This is a genomic window from Sulfurisphaera tokodaii str. 7, assembly GCF_000011205.1.
In the GTDB taxonomy this organism is placed as follows: Archaea; Thermoproteota; Thermoprotei_A; order Sulfolobales; family Sulfolobaceae; genus Sulfurisphaera; species Sulfurisphaera tokodaii.
The window spans coordinates 1,422,757-1,444,052 of the sequence record NC_003106.2; the positions used below are offsets into that span (position 1 = coordinate 1,422,757).

Sequence of the window (21,296 nt, forward strand, 5' to 3'; positions counted from 1 at the left end):
ACAACATTTAAGCCATCCATTAATTTTTAATAAAGTTTAATTAGGTGGCATATAATATTAATCAATGAGAAGCATGTTAGATCTATTAGCATATGCACAAAGTAGCTCAAGTCAAATTAATGCTACCTATACTATAATAGGCTACTTTGTATTCTTCTTGATTATAATACTACTATCATTGCCTGGATTTCAACAGAAGATGTATATTTATTTTGTTGCAAGGGATATAGAAAATGGGCTTTTGAAATTAGAGAATTTCAGTAAAAATGCTAAAAAGAAAACTGTTGAGCTACTTAAAAAGAATGGTGCGGTAAATGCAGATGAGTTAACAGAAAAATTTGCTGAATGGTTTACAATAGACCCAGTAAATGTCGAACCAACTGATATAATAAGCAGAATGAGACTTCTAATAAGAACCAGTGAAGATAAAATAAAACAATTAATAATGCTTTCTTTGCCAAATTTGGATCCAGTAACTAGAAGCAAAATAGAAGTTTCAGCTGAAATAGTTAACGCATTAAATATGATATATAAAGTAATTAGACATTATCTAATATTAGGGAAAAAACTTCAAAGCTATTTTATATTGGTACAATTACAGTCTATTGTACCAATGCTTGTTAAAATGGCTGAGGCTTACGAAAAAGCACAAGATGTATTTCTAAAAGGTATACCGGTCGGAGATTCCTTAGGACCTCTAGTAGCTTCAAGATTTTTAGTTAATATATCTGAGAAATGGTCACCAAGTAGAGAAATGATAGCAGGAGAAACAGAATTTGAAGGGAGAAGATTAATAGTATTAAAGGCTGAAGGGCCTATGGCAACAGTGGGAACCCCAGGCGAGGCTGTGGAAAATGTTGTTAATAAGTTAGGTGGAAAAGTTAGCAGAATTATAACTGTTGATGCTGCTGCAAAGCTTGAAGGAGAGCAAACTGGAAGTATAGCAGAGGGAACTGGTGTAGCAATGGGTGATCCTGGACCAGAAAAAATAGCTATTGAAAGGGTTGCTGTGAAATACAATATTCCAATTGATGCTTTAATAGTTAAAATGAGTATGGAGGAGGCTATAACTGAGATGCCAAAAGAAGTTTATGAAGCTGCAGATAAAGTAGTCGAAATGGTTAAACAATTAATCAGGATGAGAACTCAGCCAGGTGATACTGTAATCTTAGTGGGTGTAGGTAACACAGTAGGTGTTGCACAGTGAGTCAAGTTAATCAGACTCAACAGAATAAAACAATTATCACTGTTCTAAAGTGCTTAAAATGCTCTTATTCTGTAGAAAGGCAATTTAGGGAAGGAGATTTTGTGCTAAAGATTGATGGTACATGTCCAAATGACGGTTCTCCATTATATATCTGGGGAATTTACGCAAAATCACTAAATGAGAAAAAGTAAGTATTATGTAAGATAGTTTTTTAAGGAAGTTAAACTACTTATTAATTGCCCACTCGGCCATAGTGGGCGGGTAACACCCGGACTCGTCTCGAACCCGGAAGTTAAGCCGCCCACGTTAGAAGGGCCGTGGGATCCGCGAGGACCCGCAGCCCTTCTAAGCCGAGATGGGCTTCACCAAATTTTTAATAATAATACTACACCCTTTTAATTATGAAAAAAATATTCGATGAGATTCATGGTTATATAACACTTAATGATATAGAGACAAAATTAGTTGATACACCTATTTTCCAAAGATTAAGACGAGTTAAACAAACTAGTTTAGCTTATATTGTGTACCCAGGCGCTATGCATACTCGGTTTAGCCATTCTATTGGAGCACTACATTTAGCAAATAGACTAGGCTTGAGACTTTATAATGAAGGAATAATAAACCAAGAAGAGATCCAGTATCTTAGGCTTGCAGCTTTATTAAATGATTTGGGTCAATTTCCCTTTAGTCATTCTATTGAGCCTTTATTTCTTAGCAAGAATATTAGTAATAAATATTTAAGAGATTTAATAATTACAAAAAGTCAAGAAATAAATGAGATATTTGAAGAATATTCTATTTCTTCGAAGAAAATACTAGATATATATCATGGTCAATCTTTTCTTTCAGCTATAATAGATAGTGATGTAGATGTAGATAGGATGGATTATCTGATAAGAGATTCAAAACATACTGGTGTGCAATTAGGTAACTTAGATTTAGATAGACTTATTGATACTATTAATTACGGAGAGAATAAAACAATAATAATTCTTGATAAGGGATTAACTTCCTTAGAAAATTTTTATATATCCAGATTGCATATGTACCAGTCAGTTTATTATCATAAAACTATTTTAGGGTACGAAATTCAATTAAGAAATATTTTCTCTCAATTATCAGAATTCTGCTGTCCCGGGATTTTCGATGAATCTTTTCTTAAAGATAGCGTGACTACAAATTACTTTGCATATTGGGACGATGAATGGTTATTTTCAAAATTATATGAAAGCCTATTTGACCCATCTGTACCAGACAGCATAAAAGTTAAGATAAAAAATTTCTTAGATAGGAATGGTCCTAAAGTAGTTTATGAAGAAATTTCTTTTCAAAATATTGAATCTAGAATAGAGGAAAATGTGCTAAAACTTACTAGGTACGGAATTCCAGAAACAGCTATATATCCGTTTGAGGAAGCAATTAAAATCATAGATAAATCTAAAATAAAAATAAAGACTAAGAACAAAGAAAAGGACCTAAAGGAGTATTCAAGTACTCTACTTAACGTAATTCCTTCAGTTATTTATATCAGAAGAATTTATGTTGAAGGCATGTATTCAAAAAAAGCGAGGGACTTACTTAGTTGATAAGGTTAGTTTTAGTAGACGTAGATGGTACGTTAACAGTTGATAGAAATTCATATGAGATAGAACTCTCTGCAATAGAATCATTAAGAAGATTAGAGAAAAATGGTATAAAGGTAGGTTTGGTAAGCGGTAATTCTTATCCAGTACTAAGAGGTCTCTACACATATTTTTATTTTCATGGGGGTTTGGTCGCTGAAAATGGTTGTATAGTATACTATAACGAGCTTGTAAGAGTATGCGAACCTATTGATAAATCATTAGCAGAAAAATTTAGTAAAATATTTAATGTTATTTCGAGTTGGCAAAATGAGTTTAAGTGCTGTGATTTATCTTTTACACCTCCAACTCTTTCCGATAAAATGATAGAATGGGCTAAAAATATGGGTCTTTATATTAAGAGTAGTGGATATGCTATTCATATTTCGAAATCTCAAACTGGTAAAGGAATAGGCGTAAGAAAACTAATAGAACTCCATAATATCAATAAATCAGAAGTTTTAGGAATTGGAGACTCAAGTACTGATATAGAGTTTTTTGAAGAAGTTGGCATAAAAGTTGCTGTAGGTAATAGTGATGAAGAAGTTAAAAAGGTAGCTAACTATGTTACTTTAAATAATAGTGGAAAAGGAGTAGTTGAAATCGTAGATAAGATATTAAAAGGTGAGTTAGATGGAAGAAATTGAGGAATTAATATATAAATACGCGCTACAAAATGCTTATAAACACGGTGGTAAAGCGCAAGATAAAGCTGTTGTAAGTAAAATTTTTGTTGAGCGTCCTGATTTAAGATCTAGAGCTAAGGAAATATCTGAGATAGCAAAGAAAATAGTAGAAAAAGTAAATTCAATGAGTATTCAAGACCAAGAGAGAGAACTTAAAGAAAAATATCCAGATTTACTCGAAGAGAAAAAAAAGGAAGAACCAGAAAAGAAGACTCTTCCTCCAATTAAAGTTGAAGGGAAATTTGTTACAAGATTTGCGCCAAACCCAGATGGTCCAATTCACTTAGGCAATGCTAGAGCGGCTATTATATCTTATAAATATGCTGAAATGTATAAAGGTGAGTTTATCCTAAGGTTTGACGATACTGATCCAAAGGTTAAAAAGCCAATAAAAGAGGCGTACGATTGGATTAGGAAAGATCTTAAATGGTTAGGTATAAAGTGGGATAAGGAAGTTAAAGCGTCAGAAAGACTAGAATTCTATTACAGTATGGCTAAAGAGCTTATAAGTAAAGGTTTTGCATATGTTGATACTTGCTCAGAGGAAGAGTTCAAAAAAATGAGAGATGCTAGTAAACCTTGTCCAAATAGGTTAAAATCAGCGGAGGATAATCTTTACTTATTTGAGAAGATGCTTAATGGAGAGTTTAAAGAAGGAGAAGCTGTAGTAAGGATAAAAACTGATCTCTCTTTACCTGATCCATCGCAAAGAGATTGGGTTTTACTTCGAATAATAGATGTTAAGAAAAACCCTCATCCTATCACTGGAGATAAATATTGGATTTGGCCTACTTATAATTTCGCAAGTGCCTTAGACGATCATGACTTAGGTATAACTCACATTTTCAGAGGTAAAGAACATGAAGTAAATGCAGAAAAACAGAAATGGATATACAACTACATGGGCTGGAAATATCCTTATGTTGAAGAATTTGGTAGGCTTAGATTAGAAGGATTTATGATGAGTAAATCAAAGATTAGAACAGTATTAGAGAAAGGCGTAAGCATTGATGATCCCAGATTACCTACGTTGGCTGGATTGAGGAGAAGAGGAATTCTACCAGAAACAATAATAGAAACTATAATTACAGTAGGTTTAAAGGTTAGTGATGCAACTATAAGTTTTGACAATTTAGCTGCACTTAATAGAAAGAAGTTGGATCCAATAGCTAAGAGACTTATGTTCGTTCAACAGCCTAAGGAGTTTATTATTGAGTTATCAGAACCAATTAGGGCAAAAATACCATATAACCCTAGTAAACCTTCAGAATATAGAGAAATTCTAGTAAATCCTGGAGATAAGATTCTTCTTGACGCGAAGGATGCAGAAGAAGGTGCGGTAGTAAGGTTAATGGAACTTTGCAATGTCACAATTTCTGGAAATAAATTAATATTTCATAGCAAAACTTTGGAAGACGCGAAGAAATTAAATGCAAAAATCATACAATGGGTAAAAAAAGATGAAGCTTCTAACGTTGAGGTAATTATACCAGATCCGAATGAAGAGAAGCCACCTATATCCGGTTATGGAGAAAAAGAAATTGGGAATCTAAAAATCAATGAAATAGTACAGTTCATAAGATTTGGGTTCGTTAGGGTCGATAATAAGATCGATAATAAGGTTACCGTAATATTCTCACATGAGTAACTTTATTAACCTAATAAGTTAATTCTTTTTTGCGTGACGAAATAAGAGGAGGATGAACGCATGTCTAAACCCTCATATGTTAAATTCGATGTACCAGAGGATTTGGCTAATAAGGTATTAGATGCTGTAAGAAAAGCAAAGGAATCTGGAAAGATAAAGAAAGGAACTAATGAGACAACAAAAGCTGTAGAAAGAGGCCAAGCCAAGCTGGTTGTAATTGCAACAGACGTGCAGCCCGAAGAAATAGTAGCTCACTTACCACTATTATGCGAGGAAAAGAAAATACCATATGTTTATGTCCCGTCAAAGAAGGCATTGGGAGAAGCATGTGGCTTACAAGTGGCTGCTGCCTCAGCGGCTATTATAGATCCTGGAGAAGCAAAGGATTTATTAGATGAGATTGTAAAAAGAGTAGAAGAATTAAAAGGTAAAGCAAGCTAAATTTTTTGGTATGAAAATTTTTGCTATAGGGAATGTTTTTAATCCTTCAGGTGTTTCTTCGCACATTATAAATGTTCTTAAAGGTCTTTCTAAATTAGGTGAAGAAGTCACATTATATGTTCCATATTTTCTTGTAGATAATAAAATTGAAATTTTAAAAGACTTAGAAAAAGCTGGAGTTCAAATATATCCTTTCGTGTATGATTATATTCAAAAATATAAAAGCAAAATAAGAACTACTAATTATTTTATAGAATCCCATACAGTTATATTTAGATGGAATGATATAGGAGCTGACAAGGTTTTATTAAGGGATCTAGATAGGATAAAGCCCGATATAATATATGATATGCATGAAGATACTATCACTTTAAGATTATCGTACTATTTAGGGAAGAAATTAAATGTCCCAGTGGTTAAGTTATTACATGATGAACCTTTTAGATATTCATCTTTTGGTAGAGGCTATAGAAAGATTCTCGGTCTTCAAGGTTTTATTTATGATGCTTTAATGTCTATTTTTTATAAGTTTGATAAAAGAGCATATGAAATTCCCATGGAAGATGGAATATTAAGAGGTATAGCCGCGGTATCATATGCGTCAATTTACTATTCGAAACTTGATGAAATAGCAAAAAAGTATCATGTGGCAGTGAAAGTTTACGAAATTGGAAATGCTTTTGATAAAGAGTTAATTTTTAAATATAGAAGAATAAAAGATAAAGGTGATTATGCAGTTTTCTTCGCTAGATTAGTACCTCAAAAAGGTCTTATGGAATTACCAAAAATTGCTGAGAGGCTTTCAACCAAAATAATTGTTTTTGGGAAATTATTTTCAGAAAAATACAAAAAAAATCTTCAATCTAAGAATATTGAATATCGTGGTTATAAGCCAATCGAGGAAGTATATGATACGGTTAGCAAGGCAAAAGTTTTAATATATCCGTCTCACCAAGATGGGTATTCACTAGTAGTTTTAGACACTTTAGCCCTAGGTACTTCTGTAGTAGCCTACGATATACCAGCTATTAGGTTTGTTTATGGAGGATTAAAGCCAGTGAAAATGGTAAAAGAATATGATTATTTATCTTTAGCAAAAGTAGCTAATGAAGTACTTAGTATGCCTGAAAAAGAATATGTTATGGAGCATGAAGATGAGAAAGTAAGAGCGTTTATAGAAAAACACTCTGACTGGTTAAATGTAGCTATTGAAACTAGAGATTTTTTAAAACAGTTTACTAGAAATGCTATATAATTATAATCATAAATTGTTCTTTTAATGCTATTAAATGTGGTAATTATCAATTTTAACTGTTTATGACGGGCCCGCCGGGATTTGAACCCGGGATCTCGGGTTCCGGAGACCCGTGCTTTGTCCTGGCTAAGCTACGGGCCCTCATTAAATGGCATTTAAGTTTATATCGTATTTCAGAATAATAATATTTTGTAGTGAGAAATGGCAAGACAAATTACACTTTTTGATTTTACATTGAAGAAAGAACAAAATAAGGATGAAAGTAGAAAAGAAGAGATCCCGCACGCTAATATCAACGAAGAGAGGAGAAAACCTAAGGAGTGGATAAAGGAGGCTGAAGAAGGGAAGAGTTATTTCTTACTTCAAGTTGATTATGATGGCAAAAAATCAAAAGCTGTTTGCAAACTCTATGACAAGGAGACGAAAAAAATATACATATTATATGATAATACAGGCCATAAACCTTATTTTCTTACTGATATAGACCCAGAAAAAGTTAATAAAATTCCTAAAGTTGTAAGAGATCCTTCTTTTGATCATTTGGAAACAGTAATTAAGATAGACCCTTATTCTGGTAATAAGATAAAACTTACAAAAATAGTTGTAAAAGACCCATTAGCTGTAAGAAGGATGAGAAACTCTGTTCCAAAAGCTTACGAAGCTCATATCAAATATTTTAACAATTATATCTATGATTTAGGCCTTATACCAGGTTTGCCTTATGTAGTGAAAAAAGGGAAATTAGAGCAAGTAAGACCAGAACTTAAAGGAGAAGAAGTAGATGAGATAAGAAAAGCTTTTGCTGATTCTGATGAAATGACTAAAGAAGCCGTTAACGATTGGATTCCTATTTTTGAATCTGAAGTTCCTGATGTGAAAAGAGTAGCAATAGATATAGAAGTATATACTCCTATTAAGGGACGAATTCCAGATCCAGAGAAAGCAGAATTTCCTATAATAAGCATATCCCTAGCTGGGAATGATGGTACTAAAAGAGTTCTAGTCCTACTTAGGGAGGATGTAAATTCTCAAATTACTAAGCACGATGTGATTGTAGAAACATTTAAATCTGAAAGAGAATTAATTAGAAGATTTTTCGATATAATTCTTGATTATCCAATTATACTGACATTTAATGGTGATGATTTCGATATTCCATATATTTATTATAGGGCTTTAAAGCTTAATTTTACCCCAGAAGAAATACCATTTGATATAATAAATGATGAGGGAAAATATTTAGCAGGTATTCATATAGATTTATATAAATTTTTCTTTAATAGAGCAATAAGAAATTATGCATTTGAAGGAAAATATAATGAGTATAATCTAGATGCAGTAGCCACAGCACTATTAGGAATGTCTAAAGTTAAGCTTGATACATTAATCAGTTTCTTAGATCTTGATAAACTGATAGAATATAATTCAAGAGATGCTGAAATAACTCTTAAATTAACTACATTTAATAATAATTTGGTATGGAAATTAATTATATTATTAGCAAGAATATCAAAGATGGGATTAGAGGAATTAACTAGAACTGAAGTTTCTACTTGGATTAAAAACTTATATTATTGGGAACATAGGAGAAGAAACTGGCTTATTCCATTAAAAGAAGAAATACTAACTAGATCAAGTCAGATTAAGACTGCAGCTATAATAAAAGGGAAGAGGTATAAGGGTGCTGTAGTAATTGATCCACCAGCTGGTGTTTTCTTTAATGTCGTTGTTCTTGATTTTGCATCACTGTATCCATCAATTATTAGGAATTGGAACATAAGTTACGAAACTGTTGATGTAGAAAATTGTAAGAACAAAGAATATGTAAGAGATGAAACTGGTGAAGTTTTACATTATATATGTAAAGATAAGCCGGGTATAACGGCTGTAATTACAGGTTTGTTGAGAGATTTTAGAGTTAAAGTTTACAAGAAAAAGGCAAAGTCACAAAATATATCTGAAGAGCAGAGATCGGTTTATGATGTAGTGCAAAGAGCAATGAAAGTATTCATAAACGCAACTTATGGTGTATTTGGTGCTGAGAATTTCCCACTATATGCTCCTGCTGTTGCTGAAAGTGTTACTGCAATAGGTAGATATGTTATTACTACAACGGTAAACTATTGTAGGTCAATTGGTTTACAAGTTTTATATGGCGATACTGATTCAATGTTTTTATGGAATCCATCTAAAGAGAAATTAGAAGAAATAATAAAATTTGTAAAGGGTAAATTCGGTTTAGACTTAGAAGTAGATAAAATATATAAATTTGTAGCATTTTCTGGTCTAAAGAAGAACTATTTAGGTGTTTATCCTGATGGAAAAACAGATATTAAAGGTATGTTAGCCAAGAAGAGAAATACTCCGGAGTTCATTAAAAAAGAGTTTAACGAAGTTAAGCAGCTTGTCACTACTATAAATTCCCCAGATGATATACCTAAGATAAGAGATCAATTGGAGTATAAGATTAAGGAGATATACGAGAAATTAAGACATAAGGGTTACAATCTTGATGAGCTGGCATTTAGAGTAATGTTATCTAAGCCTTTAGAAAGTTATACTAAGAATACACCACAACATGTTAAAGCTGCATTACAATTAAGATCTTATGGTGTAATGGTTCTACCTAGAGATATAATAATGTTTGTTAAAGTGAAAAGCAAAGATGGTGTAAAACCTGTTCAACTTGCAAAACTGAGTGAGATAGATGTGGATAAATATATTGATGCAGTAAGATCAACATTTGAACAAATACTAAAAGCGTTTGGTATTAATTGGGGACAATTTACTACAACTTCTATCGATACTTTCTTTAACATAAGTAAAAAGTAGTTTTATTCTTCTTCTTCAGCTTCTTCTGTTTCTGTCTCTTGTACTGGTGAAGTTACTTGTTTTGCGTATTCTAATAATTCGTTTTCACTTTTATCATCTATATAAGGAGAAACAACATAAACTTTTTTATCCTTAAAATCTGACTCAACCCACTCATTATCGAAACTGATCACAAATATAGGAATCTCAGCTATTGCCTCTGATTTTGTTCTAGATTTTATATAATTTTTTAACATTTCATAGGTTTGTGGTTTAAGAGGCAGAGGAATATGAATTTCATACATATCTTTCATTATTATGAAATCAGATAAGTTCTCATTCCATTCTTTTAGGGCTAACGTAGCTGTATTTCTTAATACTTGTGGTAAGTCACCTTCTACAATATCCTTTTTTGAAACTTGGCCATTTTCACTTTTGACTACTAAAACCTTCACTTATGCTCACCTATAACATATAAGTAAACTTGATGAGTCATACCTTTGTCTTCAACCTTTATAACTTCTTTTGGTACCCATCCTCTCATTTCGAATTCATGTGATACTACTCTAGTACCAGGCTTTAACTCTTTTTCTAATTTAGGTTTTAACATTTCATTAACGTTAGTTAGTAGAAACATAGTGACTATAGTAGCCTCTGAAAGATCGATCTCGAAAAAATTACCCTTTATTACTATGGCCTTATTTTCCACTCCGTTTCTCTTTATATTTTCTAGAGCTTCTTTTATTCTTTCGTCATTTATTTCAATACCCACAGCTTTTTTAACGTTGAAATCTTTTGCTGCAGTAATTATGATTCTTCCGTCTCCACATCCTAAATCATAAACAATATCTTCTGGTCCTGCATTAGCGATCTCTAACATCCTTCTTACTACTTTTTCTGGTGTTGGTACATATGGGACGTGAGGTATATAGCTCACTTTGCTCACTAATGTAATTTATTGGGACAAGATATTTTTAATTTTTTCAAGTGCTTGTTTTTTACCTTCTTCCGGGTCAGGCTCTAACTTCTGTGGATTAAAAGGCATTTGTGTTAATATAGGTGTAATTTTTCCATCATCTGTTTCTAAAAACAATTGTGGTAAAAAAGTCGTTCCAAATTCGTCTTTCTCTCCATAGTCAGCTAAAAAAGCATAATCTTCCATTTTTATTTCTTTTTCTATGTTTAGTTCCTTACTTAGTTCATCTATTACTTTTAAAAATGGTTTATGAGATGGATGTGCTTCTGAGGTTACCAGAATCAGTTTTTTAGCCTTCATATTCCCACTAAAAGTAAAAGTAATAGTTTAAAACGGTGATGGTTTTGATTACTAAGATAAGAAAGCAGTCTAAAAAGATATTGCAGCCTATAGCATTGGCTTTAATAAAGATTAATGTGTCTGCAAATACTATAACTTTTGTAGGCTTAATTCTATCTTTCTTATATTTAGCGATTATGTATTTCTTAAAAGATATAATAATTGGCTTGATTCTTCTTGCATTATCCGCATTTATGGATGCTATAGATGGGGAAGTTGCCAGATTAAGTAATAAAGCAGGAAGTAAGGGAAGTTTCCTTGATAGTAGTTTAGATAGAATAGAAGATATTAATTATATATCTGGGTTATTTAGTCTAGGTTTCACGCCCCTCTTAATAGGACTATTAATTGGTGTATCTGTAACAATTTCTTATTTAAGAGCTAAAGCTGAATCCTTAGGAATAAAAATGGAAGGTAGAGGAATCATAGAAAGAGGAGAAAGAATAATGTTTTTGGTTATACTTTTATTGTTGTATCTATTATCTTTTACTATTTCATATTATTTCTTTCTCATATTCTTAATACTTTCTATAATAACTGTTATCCAAAGATTTATTGCAGTTTATTCCAGTTTACCATAATAAAATTGAAGAGGATTTAAAGTATTACAAGAGGCTACACAAAGACCAAGTTCTTTCATCTTTTTACAAGAATATAATATATACTTAGTTTTTTTATCTCCTTTAAATTTTTTAACAATATTCTCATCTTTTGTAAGATCTATAACACTTTTTTCATCACCTATATCGATATAATATGCTATTAAAACTCCGAGTTCTGTATTATTTAGCTCCTTTTTTCTCTTTAATTCTAAAATACAAGGCGGCGTTTTTCTTCCCTTTAATTCATCTGCAAGCTTTCTAATTTGTTCTGGGATTACAACGTCACTAACATTTACCATCTTCATTAGTTTATCTCTTATTTGAAATACTAGGATCCTTACAATTTCTTCTTTTGTTAAATATACTTTACCATCTTTAAGTATATGTGATGCTAAACTAAATTTGTTATCTATTTTTCTAAGTTCTCTTGTGTATTTTAAAAAATCAATAAAATTCAAAGAATATTTAAGCGATAAAGAAAGAGTCTTTTTATTTTTCTTATATTTTATTTCTATATTATTATAATTAATATTTAATCCTAAATAATTTGCTATTTCAACTAGTGTTTCTTCACTTTCATTAAGCAAATTTTTCTCAATTATTTGTGACTCTTTATCTAGGAACTTTTTCTTCAGCATATCATTATCCAATGCAGCTACAAGGTATAAAGTTGTATAAAATACTAGAACAGAATCCTTTATCTTATCATAAGATTCTAATTCTTTATCTTTTAAAATTTTATCTATTCTTTCTTTAGCTTGATCAAGATAATAACTCCCACTAACTAATAAATCATTTAGACTTATTCCTCCGGCGTATTTTTTTAGTTCATCTTCTAATGGTTTTAAAAACGGATATTTTCTAAAGTCTAGTATTAGCACTTCCTTTAATAATTTGGTGGCAAAGTTTTTATAAGCTTATTACCTTTACGAAGGAATTAAGAGCAATATGAAGATATTTGTAGCCTCTGCATGGCCTTATGTAAATGCAGTACCACATCTAGGTAATTTGATTGGATCAGTATTATCTGCTGATGTTTTTGCTAGATATGCAAGGTTAAAATATGGCCAAGAGAATGTGGTATTTGTAAGTGGAAGTGACGAGCACGGAACACCAATTGAGGTAGAAGCTAAGAAGAGAAATGTGAATCCTAAAGAGCTAACCGATCAAGCACATGAATACGATAAAAAGTTATTTTTAGATGTGTGGGAGATTAGTTATAATAATTACACTAGAACAGAATCAGAAATTCATAAAACTTTTGTCAGAGATTTTATGTTAAAACTAGAAAAATATATAAAGATTGAAGAAGATGAAATTCCATATTGTGAGTATGATAAAATTTACTTACCAGATAGATTTGTGAAAGGTACTTGTCCTTATTGCGGATTTGAAGATGCAAGAGGAGATCAATGCGATAATTGTGGTAGACTATTAACGCCAAGACTTCTAGTTAATCCTAAGTGCGTATTATGTGGAAGAACGCCAGTATTTAAGAAAACTAAACACTGGTTTTTTGATCTTTCAGCATTTAATGATAAAATTGAGGAATGGATTAAGAATTCTCAGACACTACCTGAAAATGTTAAGTCAGTAGCCTTAAGTTGGGTTAAAGAAGGGCTAAAGCCAAGAAGCATTACGAGAGATAATGCTTGGGGTATTCCAGCACCTTTCGAAGGTGCTGAAGGTAAAACTATCTATGTATGGTTTGAGGCATTATTAGGTTATATCTCTGCTACGATAGAATATTTTAAGAAGATAGGAAAAGAAGAAGAGTGGAAGAAATTCTGGTTTGGAAATGATGTTAAAAGTTATTACTTTATTGGAAAGGATAACATTCCATTCCATGCTGTAATATTACCAGCAATGCTAATGGCTTCTGGAGAAAATTATGTTTTACCTACAGTTATAGCGGCAACAGAATATTTGCTTTATGAAGGGCAAAAATTCAGTAAAAGTAGGAAAATTGGGGTATGGATTGATGAAGCTCCTCAATTATTAGATATAGAATACTGGAGATTTATATTGATTAGACTTAGACCAGAAGAGAGAGACACTAATTTTACATGGAGAGAAGCACTAAGGATAGTTAATACAGAATTAAATGATGATATAGGTAACTATGCAAATAGAGTATTGAGTATGGTAAGAAGATACTTTAATGGAGAGGTTCCTCAAATAAAATATGAAAAACTAAAAGATGAGGATACTAAATTTATTAGTGAAATAAAAGAAGCTCCTAAAAAGATGAGTGAATTATTTGAGCTAGGAAAATTAAAGGCCGGAAGTGAAGAAATATTAAAGTTAGCTAGAAATGGTAACTCATATTTAAACATAAGAGCACCTTGGAATTTGATAAAGAACGATAAAGAAGAAGCTGGGAATGTCTTAAATATTGCTGTTAATTCTCTTAGGACATTATCTATCATGCTATATCCATTAATGCCAAAGAGTGCCGAAAAACTATATAACATGTTAGGGTTTAAAGATATAGAGAGAGAAAAATGGGATCTCGCTGGAGAACTTGTTATTAAGTCTAATCATAAAATTAATGAGGTAAGCGTTCTGTTTAAAAAAGTCGAACTAAATGAGAATGATATAAATAAAAAATTAGATGAAATAAGAAAGAACTTAGAAAAAATAAGACCTACCTTATTGCGTTAACTCAACATAAGTCATTACTGGTTCGAATTTTCTTCCTCTTCCCTCATAGAATTTACTAAACATTTCGTAGAAGTGAAGTCTCATATCTTGGATAAATACTATTAATCCTTCTAAGGCTATTGCCAGTAAATTGCCTATAATTAATATGACTATACCAGCTGGGTTTATGAAAACTGACAATAACGATGAAGGATTTCCTGCAGCCAAGTAAGCCATATAAGAGAATGCATAAAGGATGTAATAGTGTGCTATTGCAAAAACTAGTACACGTATGAATGATATTGTATTTGATAGCAACAGTAAAGCTGCCTCAAAACCTCCTTCAATAAAGCCAAATATTATTGCTGAACCAGTGCTAGCATGCTCATGCTTCTTTAAAAGATACGCTTTTGCAACCCAATTGTATATTAGTCCTATCTCTACCCATATTACCAAGATGTCAGCTAAAATTTGTACACTTGGAGGTGCTGGCGTACCTGAATGGAATAGGAAATATGAAATTCCTCCTAATATCATTGCCTCTTCTCCTTGATAATTGCTGATGTTAATGAATCCATATAGGAAAACTATTAGAGGTACTATATATATAATAAATAATGGTAACCTATCTAAGAATAGAAATTCTTTATCTTTTTTCTTTATAGCATTTATAACTCCAAGTAGTGTACTTACGAATAGTAATATAGATCCCAGTAGTAATGATAATAATATTGTATTAATTATTGCGTTTGCACCAGTAGGAATTATATCACTTATCTTTTCATAAAATGAAACTGGAATGGGCCAAGCATAATATAACGGGCCAACTGGTGCAGACGGGTTATTTAGTAATTCTTGTAAACCTCCTACTGGTAAAGGACCAAAGAATTCTCTAGCTAGAAGACCGGTAACCATTGCAACTATACTTGAGTATATAAGAACTAATGAGAGTTTTACTGTATTCTCGCTTCCTCTCTTTTTACCGTAATTGTAAAACCATATAGAAAAGAGTAAAAGAACAAGTGCGTTTCCAAAATCTGGGAACATTAGACCAAAAAGGAAGGGAAATGTTATAATAAGGAATATTGTTGGCGAAATTTCCCAATAAGAAGGTGTTCCATAAAATTCTATTACGGATTCTAACGGAATAATTGATTTTGGTAATTTAACATAAGTAGGTGGTTCTTCTTGTTCTTCTCCGTATCTTTTCGGATACTCATAAGTTATAAACCCGATATTTTCTATCATCTTAGACAGTTTTTTTAGTGATTTATCTGGTACATAACCTTCAACTTGAACGTAATACTCAGATTTTCTTGCTTTTGCGAGAATATTCATTGCATCTCTAATTGTGAGTAATTTTCCATAAAGTTCTTTAACATTTTTCTCATCTTCTTTAATTTTCTTAGCTAATTCTTCTCTTCTTTGAGTTAGTATAGTTTGTATATTATTAATTCTTTCTTTCAAGTTACTGTAGTAAATTTGTGGTGCAATAAAATCAGGTGTTTCAAATTTTCTAAGTCCAAGTTCTTTTAGTATTTCGTCTAAGTTTGAGCCTTTTCTTGAAAGTACTAGGCTGGCATATTTATTATTTCCTAATTCCTCTACTATAACTACTGCTCCTTTATCTTCTAGTTGTTTTTTCTGTATTTCATTAATAACTACTAATGCTACTTCAAAATTTGTAGAGGAATATAGAACCTTAAGATCAATTCCAATATTTTTAAATGGTTCTACTTCCTGTAGTTGTGAATTTAGAGTATCTAATTCTGCCCTTAATTTTCCTATTTCCTCTAGTAAATCTTTATATTTATTCTCTATTTCTGAGCCCTCGATAAATACTTGATTAGATGCCTCTATCCAGTCATTTACTTTCATTTTACCTTGAGGTTCTATAATTAATCCGCCCAATTCCATTAAAATCTTCATTTTGTTTATGTGCTCGTTTACTTCACCTAGATTTCGTCTTGCATCCTCAAATCTAAGGTTTGATATTGGTGTTTTTGGCTCTTCGGGTTCGAATTCTTTGAATTTTAAGAGAGCTGTTATGAGTTCATTTATTTTTTGTTTCGGTGTCAGTATTTCCACTCTAGCCATTGTCTCGGGAATAATCACTGTGATTCATTATGTTAAATTACGGATAGGTTAAAAATATTTAATCTTAAATTTAAAATGATAGTTCGAGATGGGTAAAGTTTTAGTTATTGGGGACAAGTACACTGTGAACCTTTTCAGATTAATTGGTGTTGAAAGCTTAGTCCTAGAAGATCCTCTAAAATTAGAGGATATAATACAAAAACTAAAGAAAAGAGAGGATATAGATCTAATATTAATTTCTAATGATTTGTATACGCCAGTAAAAGAGAAAATAGATTCCTTATTATTGGAACAGAAAAAGCCTTTAATTACGATTATACCTTCTCCTTATAGTGAATCTAAACCAATTGATGTGAAAAGTTTAATACTTAGAGCATTAGGATTTGGGTGATAAAGTTGGTCTCTTTTGAAGATTTGTTGAATTATTCTTTAAATGAAGAAAAAAATAAGATTACAGAAGAATTTAAAAAAATTTTATCTGAAATGAATCAAATAATAGATGAGGCTTACGCAGAAGTATATAGAGAATATAGCGCTAAAATAACAGATCTTGTTAATAAAAACAATGATAGAATTAGAGGAGAAATAGCTAAAATGGAGATAGAAAATAAGAGACTTATAAGTAAGGAAATGGACTATTGGATAGAAAATGTCAAAGAAAATGCAAAGAAATCATTATACGAATTTGTTAAAACTGATAATTATAAAAAAGGCTTAGAATCCATTATTAGCAGAGAAGTAAGCGATGGTTCAATTATTTATTGTTCACCTAGTGATCAAAAATCCATAAGTGATATTATTAAGAAGAAAAAGATTAGTTGTAAGATTGTTGTTGACGAAAAAATAGTAGGCGGTATTAAAATTTACTATCCCGATAAAAGTTTATCAAAAGATTTTACACTTGAAACAATTTTAAATCAAGTTTTTGATGATATAAGGGATAAAATAGCCCAAATTTTATTTGGTGAGTAATATGGTCTCTGAAGGTAGGGTCGTGAGAGTAAACGGACCTTTAGTTATAGCTGATGGTATGAGAGAAGCACAAATGTTTGAGGTAGTATATGTAAGTGATCTTAAATTAGTAGGTGAAATAACAAGAATTGAAGGAGATAGAGCATTTATTCAAGTTTATGAAAGTACTGACGGTGTAAAACCTGGTGATAAAGTTTATAGATCTGGAGCCCCATTATCAGTAGAATTAGGTCCTGGGTTAATAGGAAAAATATATGATGGTTTACAGAGACCACTTGATTCTATAGCAAAAGTTTCTAATTCCCCATTTGTAGCTAGAGGTGTATCTATACCAGCGTTAGATAGACAAACTAAATGGCATTTTGTTCCTAAGGTAAAAAGTGGTGACAAAGTAGGTCCTGGGGATATAATTGGTGTGGTTCAAGAAACCGACCTTATAGAGCACAGAATTTTAATTCCCCCAAATGTTCATGGGACTTTAAAAGAATTAGCTAGAGAAGGAGATTATACTGTGGAAGATGTAGTAGCTGTAGTTGATATGAATGGTGATGAAATACCAGTAAAAATGTACCAAAAATGGCCAGTCAGAATACCTAGACCTTATAAAGAAAAATTGGAACCAGTAGAGCCCTTACTAACTGGCATAAGAGTTTTAGACACTGTATTTCCTATTGCAAAAGGTGGAACAGCCGCTATTCCAGGACCTTTCGGTAGTGGAAAGACTGTAACATTGCAAAGTCTAGCAAAATGGTCTGCTGCAAAGGTTGTAATTTATGTAGGTTGTGGCGAAAGAGGAAATGAGATGACTGACGAGTTAAGATCTTTCCCGAAGTTAAAAGACCCTTGGACTGGAAAGCCACTCCTATTAAGAACTATATTAGTTGCTAATACTAGCAATATGCCAGTAGCAGCTAGAGAATCTAGTATTTATGTTGGAGTTACTATGGCCGAATATTTCAGAGATCAAGGTTATGATGTATTACTTGTTGCTGATTCTACGAGTAGATGGGCTGAGGCACTAAGGGATTTAGGAGGAAGAATGGAAGAGATGCCAGCTGAAGAAGGTTTCCCAAGCTATTTACCGTCTAGATTAGCTGAATATTATGAAAGAGCTGGAAGAGTTATAGCTCTTGGTAATCCAGAAAGATATGGTTCAGTTACTATAGCTTCTGCAGTTTCTCCTCCTGGAGGTGATTTTACAGAACCAGTTACTAGCAATACTTTAAGATTTGTAAGAGTTTTTTGGCCTTTAGACGTTTCATTAGCACAAGCAAGGCATTATCCAGCAATTAATTGGATTCAAGGGTTCTCTGCATACGTGGACTTAGTAGCTCAATGGTGGCATAAGAATGTAGATCCTAATTGGAAAGAGATGCGTGATACTATGATGAAAGTCTTGATAAGAGAAGATGAGTTAAGACAGATTGTTAGATTAGTGGGTCCAGAATCTTTAGCTGAAAAAGATAAATTAGTCCTAGAGGCTGCTAAACTAATAAAAGACGCTTTCCTTAAACAGAATGCTTATGATGATATTGATGCCTTTTCTTCACCTCAAAAGCAGGTAAGAATTATGAGGTTAATCTATATATTTTATAATCAGTCCCAAGATCTTATCAGTAAAGGTGTTCCATTGAAGAAGATATTAGACAAAGTCGGTCCTATAGAGCCAGAAATTATCAGAATTAAATACACGATTAAGAATGATGAGTTAAATAAGATTGACGAGATAGAGAATAAATTAAAAGCTACATTTGATTCATTATTAAAAGAGGTGAGCTAAATGAGTCTCCTTAATGTTAGGGAATATTCAAATATTTCAATGATTAAAGGTCCATTAATTGCTGTTCAAGGGGTTAGTGATGCAGCTTATAATGAATTAGTTGAAATTGAGATGCCGGATGGAAGTAAAAGAAGAGGATTAGTTGTAGATTCTCAGATGGGTGTTACATTTGTTCAAGTATTTGAAGGCACTACTGGAATCTCTCCTACTGGTTCCAAAGTAAGGTTTCTAGGTAGAGGTTTAGAGGTCAAAATATCAGAAGAGATGTTAGGTAGAATATTTAATCCATTGGGTGAGCCATTAGATAATGGTCCACCAGTAATAGGTGGTGAAAAGAGAAACATAAATGGTGATCCAATAAATCCAGCAACTAGAGAATATCCAGAAGAATTTATACAAACTGGTATATCCGCGATAGATGGTTTAAATTCATTACTCAGAGGTCAAAAATTACCGATCTTCAGTGGAAGCGGTTTACCTGCAAATACTTTAGCTGCTCAGATAGCAAAACAAGCTACTGTTAGAGGAGAAGAAAGTAATTTCGCAGTAGTATTTGCCGCTATAGGAGTTAGATATGATGAAGCGTTATTCTTTAGAAAATTTTTCGAAGAAACCGGGGCAATTAATAGAGTAGCTATGTTCGTTACATTAGCTAATGATCCGCCATCTTTAAAGATCTTAACTCCTAAAACTGCTTTAACTTTAGCCGAATATTTAGCATTTGAAAAGGATATGCATGTATTGGCAATATTAATTGATATGACTAACTATTGTGAAGCTTTAAGAGAGTTAAGTGCCTCTAGAGAAGAAGTTCCAGGTAGAGGTGGTTATCCTGGTTATATGTATACTGATTTAGCTACAATCTATGAAAGAGCTGGAAAAGTAATAGGTAAGAAAGGATCAATTACTCAAATGCCTATATTAACAATGCCTAATGATGACATGACTCATCCCATTCCAGATTTAACTGGATATATAACAGAAGGGCAGATTGTGTTAGATAGATCACTATTTAATAAGGGTATATATCCTCCAATTAATGTACTGATGAGTTTATCAAGGTTGATGAAAGATGGTATTGGAGAAGGTAAAACGAGAGATGATCATAAAGATTTATCTAATCAGTTGTTTGCAGCTTATGCTAGGGCTCAAGATATAAGAGGTTTAGCTGCAATAATAGGTGAGGATAGTTTATCTGAAGTAGATAGGAAATATTTATTATTTGCTGAAGCATTCGAAAGAAGATTTGTCGCTCAAGGTGTTAACGAAAATAGAAGCATAGAAACTACCTTAGATATAGGTTGGGAAGTATTATCTATATTACCAGAGTCAGAACTTTCACTTATAAGGTCAGAATATATTAAGAAATATCATCCTAATTACCGTGGTAAGAAATGAGCTCTAGAAAAATTCTACCTACAAAACTTAATTTGATTAATTTAAGAAAACAAATAAGATTAACTAGAACTATAAAGAGATTACTGGAAAACAAAAGAGAAGTCCTTTTGATATATTTAAGAGAATATGCTAATGAGTATGAGAAACTTTATTCAGAAGTTAGTCAATTGCTCAAAGAGGTCTATGAAACATATTTAATGGGTGTAAGTGCAGAAGGGATATCTACAGTTGAATCTTATGCTAACTCAGTTCCTCCATCTTTGCAAGTAAAAAGTGATCTTAAGGTTCTTTTTGGAGTAAGAATACCTATAGTTAAACTTGATGAAAATTCTATACAACCTCAACCTTTTGGTGATATAGAAGTTTCACCCTATATAACTAAATCAAGAGATGCGATTGCCGAAGCATTTAAGAAAATATTAGAGCTAGTTGAAATGGAATCTGCAATTAGGTCATTATCTACTGAGTTAAGAAAAACTCAGAGACTAATTAATGCAATAGATTCTTATATACTTCCATATTATACTTCTTCTGCTAAATATATTAAAGGGGTTCTTGATGATAGAACAAGAGAAGAATTTGTTAGACTTAAGATGATAAGAAAAGTCCTCCAAAGGAGGAGAGGGGAAAATGTCGGAAATAGATAAATCCACAATTGATAAATATATAAATATTTTGAAATCAAAACTTGATCAGAAGAAAAATGAATTACTTTCAAAAATAAATATGGAATATGAAAAAACACTGAAGCAACGACTAGATGAGTTGGAGAAGCTTAAAGGAAATATTTTAAAGGAAGTTCAAAAATAATATCAC

21 protein-coding genes, 1 tRNA gene and 1 rRNA gene are annotated in these 21,296 nt (G+C 32.0%); 17 read left to right on the forward strand and 6 right to left on the reverse strand.

The features are described from left to right. The first annotated feature begins 64 nt into the window (after positions 1-64). The 8 genes from STK_RS07945 to STK_RS07980 all read left to right on the forward strand — a co-directional run bounded on the left by STK_RS07945 (position 65) and on the right by STK_RS07980 (position 6,862). Entirely contained in the window at positions 65-1,207 is a 1,143-nt protein-coding gene (locus STK_RS07945) for a DUF1512 domain-containing protein (RefSeq protein ID WP_010979465.1), read from the forward strand. Beyond that, positions 1,204-1,398 (forward strand): hypothetical protein, encoded by a 195-nt coding sequence (locus STK_RS07950; RefSeq protein ID WP_052846564.1) that lies wholly within the window; start codon positions 1,204-1,206, stop codon positions 1,396-1,398. Before STK_RS07945 ends, STK_RS07950 begins: the two co-directional genes overlap by 4 nt. Positions 1,399-1,447: 49 nt before the next feature. Beyond that, a 5S ribosomal RNA gene (gene rrf / locus STK_RS07955) occupies positions 1,448-1,566 on the forward strand. 42 nt (positions 1,567-1,608) lie between these two features. Beyond that, complete coding sequence (locus STK_RS07960; protein WP_010979466.1) at positions 1,609-2,796, forward strand: HD domain-containing protein; 1,188 nt, start codon at positions 1,609-1,611, stop codon at positions 2,794-2,796. Further along, on the forward strand, positions 2,793-3,479 hold the full coding sequence (locus tag STK_RS07965; RefSeq protein ID WP_052846565.1) for a phosphoglycolate phosphatase: 687 nt from the start codon (positions 2,793-2,795) through the stop codon (positions 3,477-3,479). The genes STK_RS07960 and STK_RS07965 overlap by 4 nt, the downstream gene beginning before the upstream one ends. After that, entirely contained in the window at positions 3,466-5,166 is a 1,701-nt protein-coding gene (locus tag STK_RS07970; protein ID WP_010979468.1) for a glutamate--tRNA ligase, read from the forward strand. The genes STK_RS07965 and STK_RS07970 overlap by 14 nt, the downstream gene beginning before the upstream one ends. A gap of 60 nt (positions 5,167-5,226) precedes the next feature. Further along, on the forward strand, positions 5,227-5,607 hold the full coding sequence (gene rpl7ae / locus STK_RS07975) for a 50S ribosomal protein L7Ae (RefSeq protein WP_010979469.1): 381 nt from the start codon (positions 5,227-5,229) through the stop codon (positions 5,605-5,607). Between the two features lie 10 nt (positions 5,608-5,617). Beyond that, positions 5,618-6,862, forward strand: a complete 1,245-nt coding sequence (locus STK_RS07980; protein WP_010979470.1) for a glycosyltransferase family 4 protein — start codon at positions 5,618-5,620, stop codon at positions 6,860-6,862. 66 nt (positions 6,863-6,928) lie between these two features. Here STK_RS07980 and STK_RS07985 read toward each other — a convergent pair. Continuing rightward, positions 6,929-7,003, reverse strand: a tRNA-Arg gene (locus STK_RS07985). A gap of 60 nt (positions 7,004-7,063) precedes the next feature. Here STK_RS07985 and STK_RS07990 point away from each other — a divergent pair. Further along, a complete protein-coding gene (locus STK_RS07990) occupies positions 7,064-9,694 on the forward strand; it encodes a DNA-directed DNA polymerase I (RefSeq protein WP_010979471.1) in 2,631 nt (876 codons plus the stop codon). 2 nt (positions 9,695-9,696) lie between these two features. Here the strand turns inward: STK_RS07990 and STK_RS07995 are convergent, their stop codons facing one another. Genes STK_RS07995 through STK_RS08005 form a run of 3 tightly spaced genes read right to left on the reverse strand, consistent with a single transcriptional unit; the run spans position 9,697 to position 10,949 of the window. Then, positions 9,697-10,128 (reverse strand): DUF2286 domain-containing protein, encoded by a 432-nt coding sequence (locus STK_RS07995; protein WP_010979472.1) that lies wholly within the window; start codon positions 10,126-10,128, stop codon positions 9,697-9,699. Next, positions 10,125-10,610 carry a protein-lysine N-methyltransferase gene (locus STK_RS08000; RefSeq protein ID WP_052846965.1) on the reverse strand — a complete coding sequence of 162 codons (486 nt, stop codon included), beginning with the start codon at positions 10,608-10,610 and terminating at the stop codon, positions 10,125-10,127. The genes STK_RS07995 and STK_RS08000 overlap by 4 nt, the downstream gene beginning before the upstream one ends. An 18-nt stretch (positions 10,611-10,628) precedes the next feature. Continuing rightward, on the reverse strand, positions 10,629-10,949 hold the full coding sequence (locus tag STK_RS08005; RefSeq protein ID WP_010979474.1) for a hypothetical protein: 321 nt from the start codon (positions 10,947-10,949) through the stop codon (positions 10,629-10,631). Between the two features lie 35 nt (positions 10,950-10,984). Here STK_RS08005 and pgsA point away from each other — a divergent pair, with 35 nt between their 5' ends. Continuing rightward, a complete protein-coding gene (pgsA, locus tag STK_RS08010) occupies positions 10,985-11,569 on the forward strand; it encodes an archaetidylinositol phosphate synthase (RefSeq protein WP_010979475.1) in 585 nt (194 codons plus the stop codon). On the opposite strand, the gene priL is transcribed toward pgsA, so the two are convergent. Beyond that, positions 11,551-12,471 (reverse strand): DNA primase regulatory subunit PriL, encoded by a 921-nt coding sequence (priL, locus tag STK_RS08015; RefSeq protein ID WP_010979476.1) that lies wholly within the window; start codon positions 12,469-12,471, stop codon positions 11,551-11,553. The two genes, pgsA and priL, sit on opposite strands and share 19 nt — an antisense overlap. Positions 12,472-12,538: 67 nt before the next feature. On the opposite strand from priL, the gene metG reads away from it, so the two are divergent. Next, complete coding sequence (metG, locus tag STK_RS08020) at positions 12,539-14,254, forward strand: methionine--tRNA ligase (RefSeq protein WP_010979477.1); 1,716 nt, start codon at positions 12,539-12,541, stop codon at positions 14,252-14,254. Here the strand turns inward: metG and STK_RS08025 are convergent. After that, entirely contained in the window at positions 14,243-16,348 is a 2,106-nt protein-coding gene (locus tag STK_RS08025; RefSeq protein ID WP_010979478.1) for a V-type ATP synthase subunit I, read from the reverse strand. The genes metG and STK_RS08025 overlap by 12 nt on opposite strands. A gap of 70 nt (positions 16,349-16,418) precedes the next feature. Here STK_RS08025 and STK_RS08030 point away from each other — a divergent pair, with 70 nt between their 5' ends. From STK_RS08030 to STK_RS08055, 6 genes are read left to right on the forward strand one after another with little or no spacing between them, the layout of a single operon-like run. After that, complete coding sequence (locus STK_RS08030) at positions 16,419-16,721, forward strand: V-type ATP synthase subunit F (RefSeq protein WP_010979479.1); 303 nt, start codon at positions 16,419-16,421, stop codon at positions 16,719-16,721. After that, positions 16,718-17,302: a V-type ATP synthase subunit E gene (locus tag STK_RS08035; RefSeq protein ID WP_010979480.1), complete on the forward strand. Its 585-nt coding sequence runs from the start codon at positions 16,718-16,720 to the stop codon at positions 17,300-17,302. The genes STK_RS08030 and STK_RS08035 overlap by 4 nt, the downstream gene beginning before the upstream one ends. Before the next feature lies 1 nt (position 17,303). Next, positions 17,304-19,082, forward strand: coding sequence for an ATP synthase subunit A (locus STK_RS08040; protein ID WP_052846566.1), 1,779 nt, complete (start codon positions 17,304-17,306; stop codon positions 19,080-19,082). Next, a complete protein-coding gene (locus STK_RS08045; RefSeq protein ID WP_010979482.1) occupies positions 19,083-20,480 on the forward strand; it encodes an ATP synthase subunit B in 1,398 nt (465 codons plus the stop codon). It abuts the gene before it with no gap. Beyond that, the gene (locus tag STK_RS08050; protein ID WP_010979483.1) at positions 20,477-21,127 is read left to right on the forward strand and encodes a V-type ATP synthase subunit D; all 651 of its coding nucleotides are present in this window, start codon (positions 20,477-20,479) and stop codon (positions 21,125-21,127) included. The genes STK_RS08045 and STK_RS08050 overlap by 4 nt, the downstream gene beginning before the upstream one ends. Continuing rightward, entirely contained in the window at positions 21,111-21,290 is a 180-nt protein-coding gene (locus STK_RS08055; RefSeq protein WP_010979484.1) for an ATPase, read from the forward strand. Before STK_RS08050 ends, STK_RS08055 begins: the two co-directional genes overlap by 17 nt. Positions 21,291-21,296: the final 6 nt, after the last annotated feature.

Coding starts and splice junctions, on each gene's coding strand:
- STK_RS07970 (WP_010979468.1), top strand. CDS start 3,466: ATGGAAGAAATTGAGGAATTAATATATAAATACGCGCTACAAAATGCT.
- STK_RS08050 (WP_010979483.1), top strand. CDS start 20,477: ATGAGCTCTAGAAAAATTCTACCTACAAAACTTAATTTGATTAATTTA.
- STK_RS07990 (WP_010979471.1), top strand. CDS start 7,064: ATGGCAAGACAAATTACACTTTTTGATTTTACATTGAAGAAAGAACAA.
- STK_RS08030 (WP_010979479.1), top strand. CDS start 16,419: ATGGGTAAAGTTTTAGTTATTGGGGACAAGTACACTGTGAACCTTTTC.
- STK_RS07960 (WP_010979466.1), top strand. CDS start 1,609: ATGAAAAAAATATTCGATGAGATTCATGGTTATATAACACTTAATGAT.
- STK_RS08005 (WP_010979474.1), bottom strand. CDS start 10,949: ATGAAGGCTAAAAAACTGATTCTGGTAACCTCAGAAGCACATCCATCT.
- STK_RS08045 (WP_010979482.1), top strand. CDS start 19,083: ATGAGTCTCCTTAATGTTAGGGAATATTCAAATATTTCAATGATTAAA.
- STK_RS08055 (WP_010979484.1), top strand. CDS start 21,111: ATGTCGGAAATAGATAAATCCACAATTGATAAATATATAAATATTTTG.
- STK_RS08040 (WP_052846566.1), top strand. CDS start 17,304: ATGGTCTCTGAAGGTAGGGTCGTGAGAGTAAACGGACCTTTAGTTATA.
- STK_RS07945 (WP_010979465.1), top strand. CDS start 65: ATGAGAAGCATGTTAGATCTATTAGCATATGCACAAAGTAGCTCAAGT.
- metG (WP_010979477.1), top strand. CDS start 12,539: ATGAAGATATTTGTAGCCTCTGCATGGCCTTATGTAAATGCAGTACCA.
- STK_RS07980 (WP_010979470.1), top strand. CDS start 5,618: ATGAAAATTTTTGCTATAGGGAATGTTTTTAATCCTTCAGGTGTTTCT.
- rpl7ae (WP_010979469.1), top strand. CDS start 5,227: ATGTCTAAACCCTCATATGTTAAATTCGATGTACCAGAGGATTTGGCT.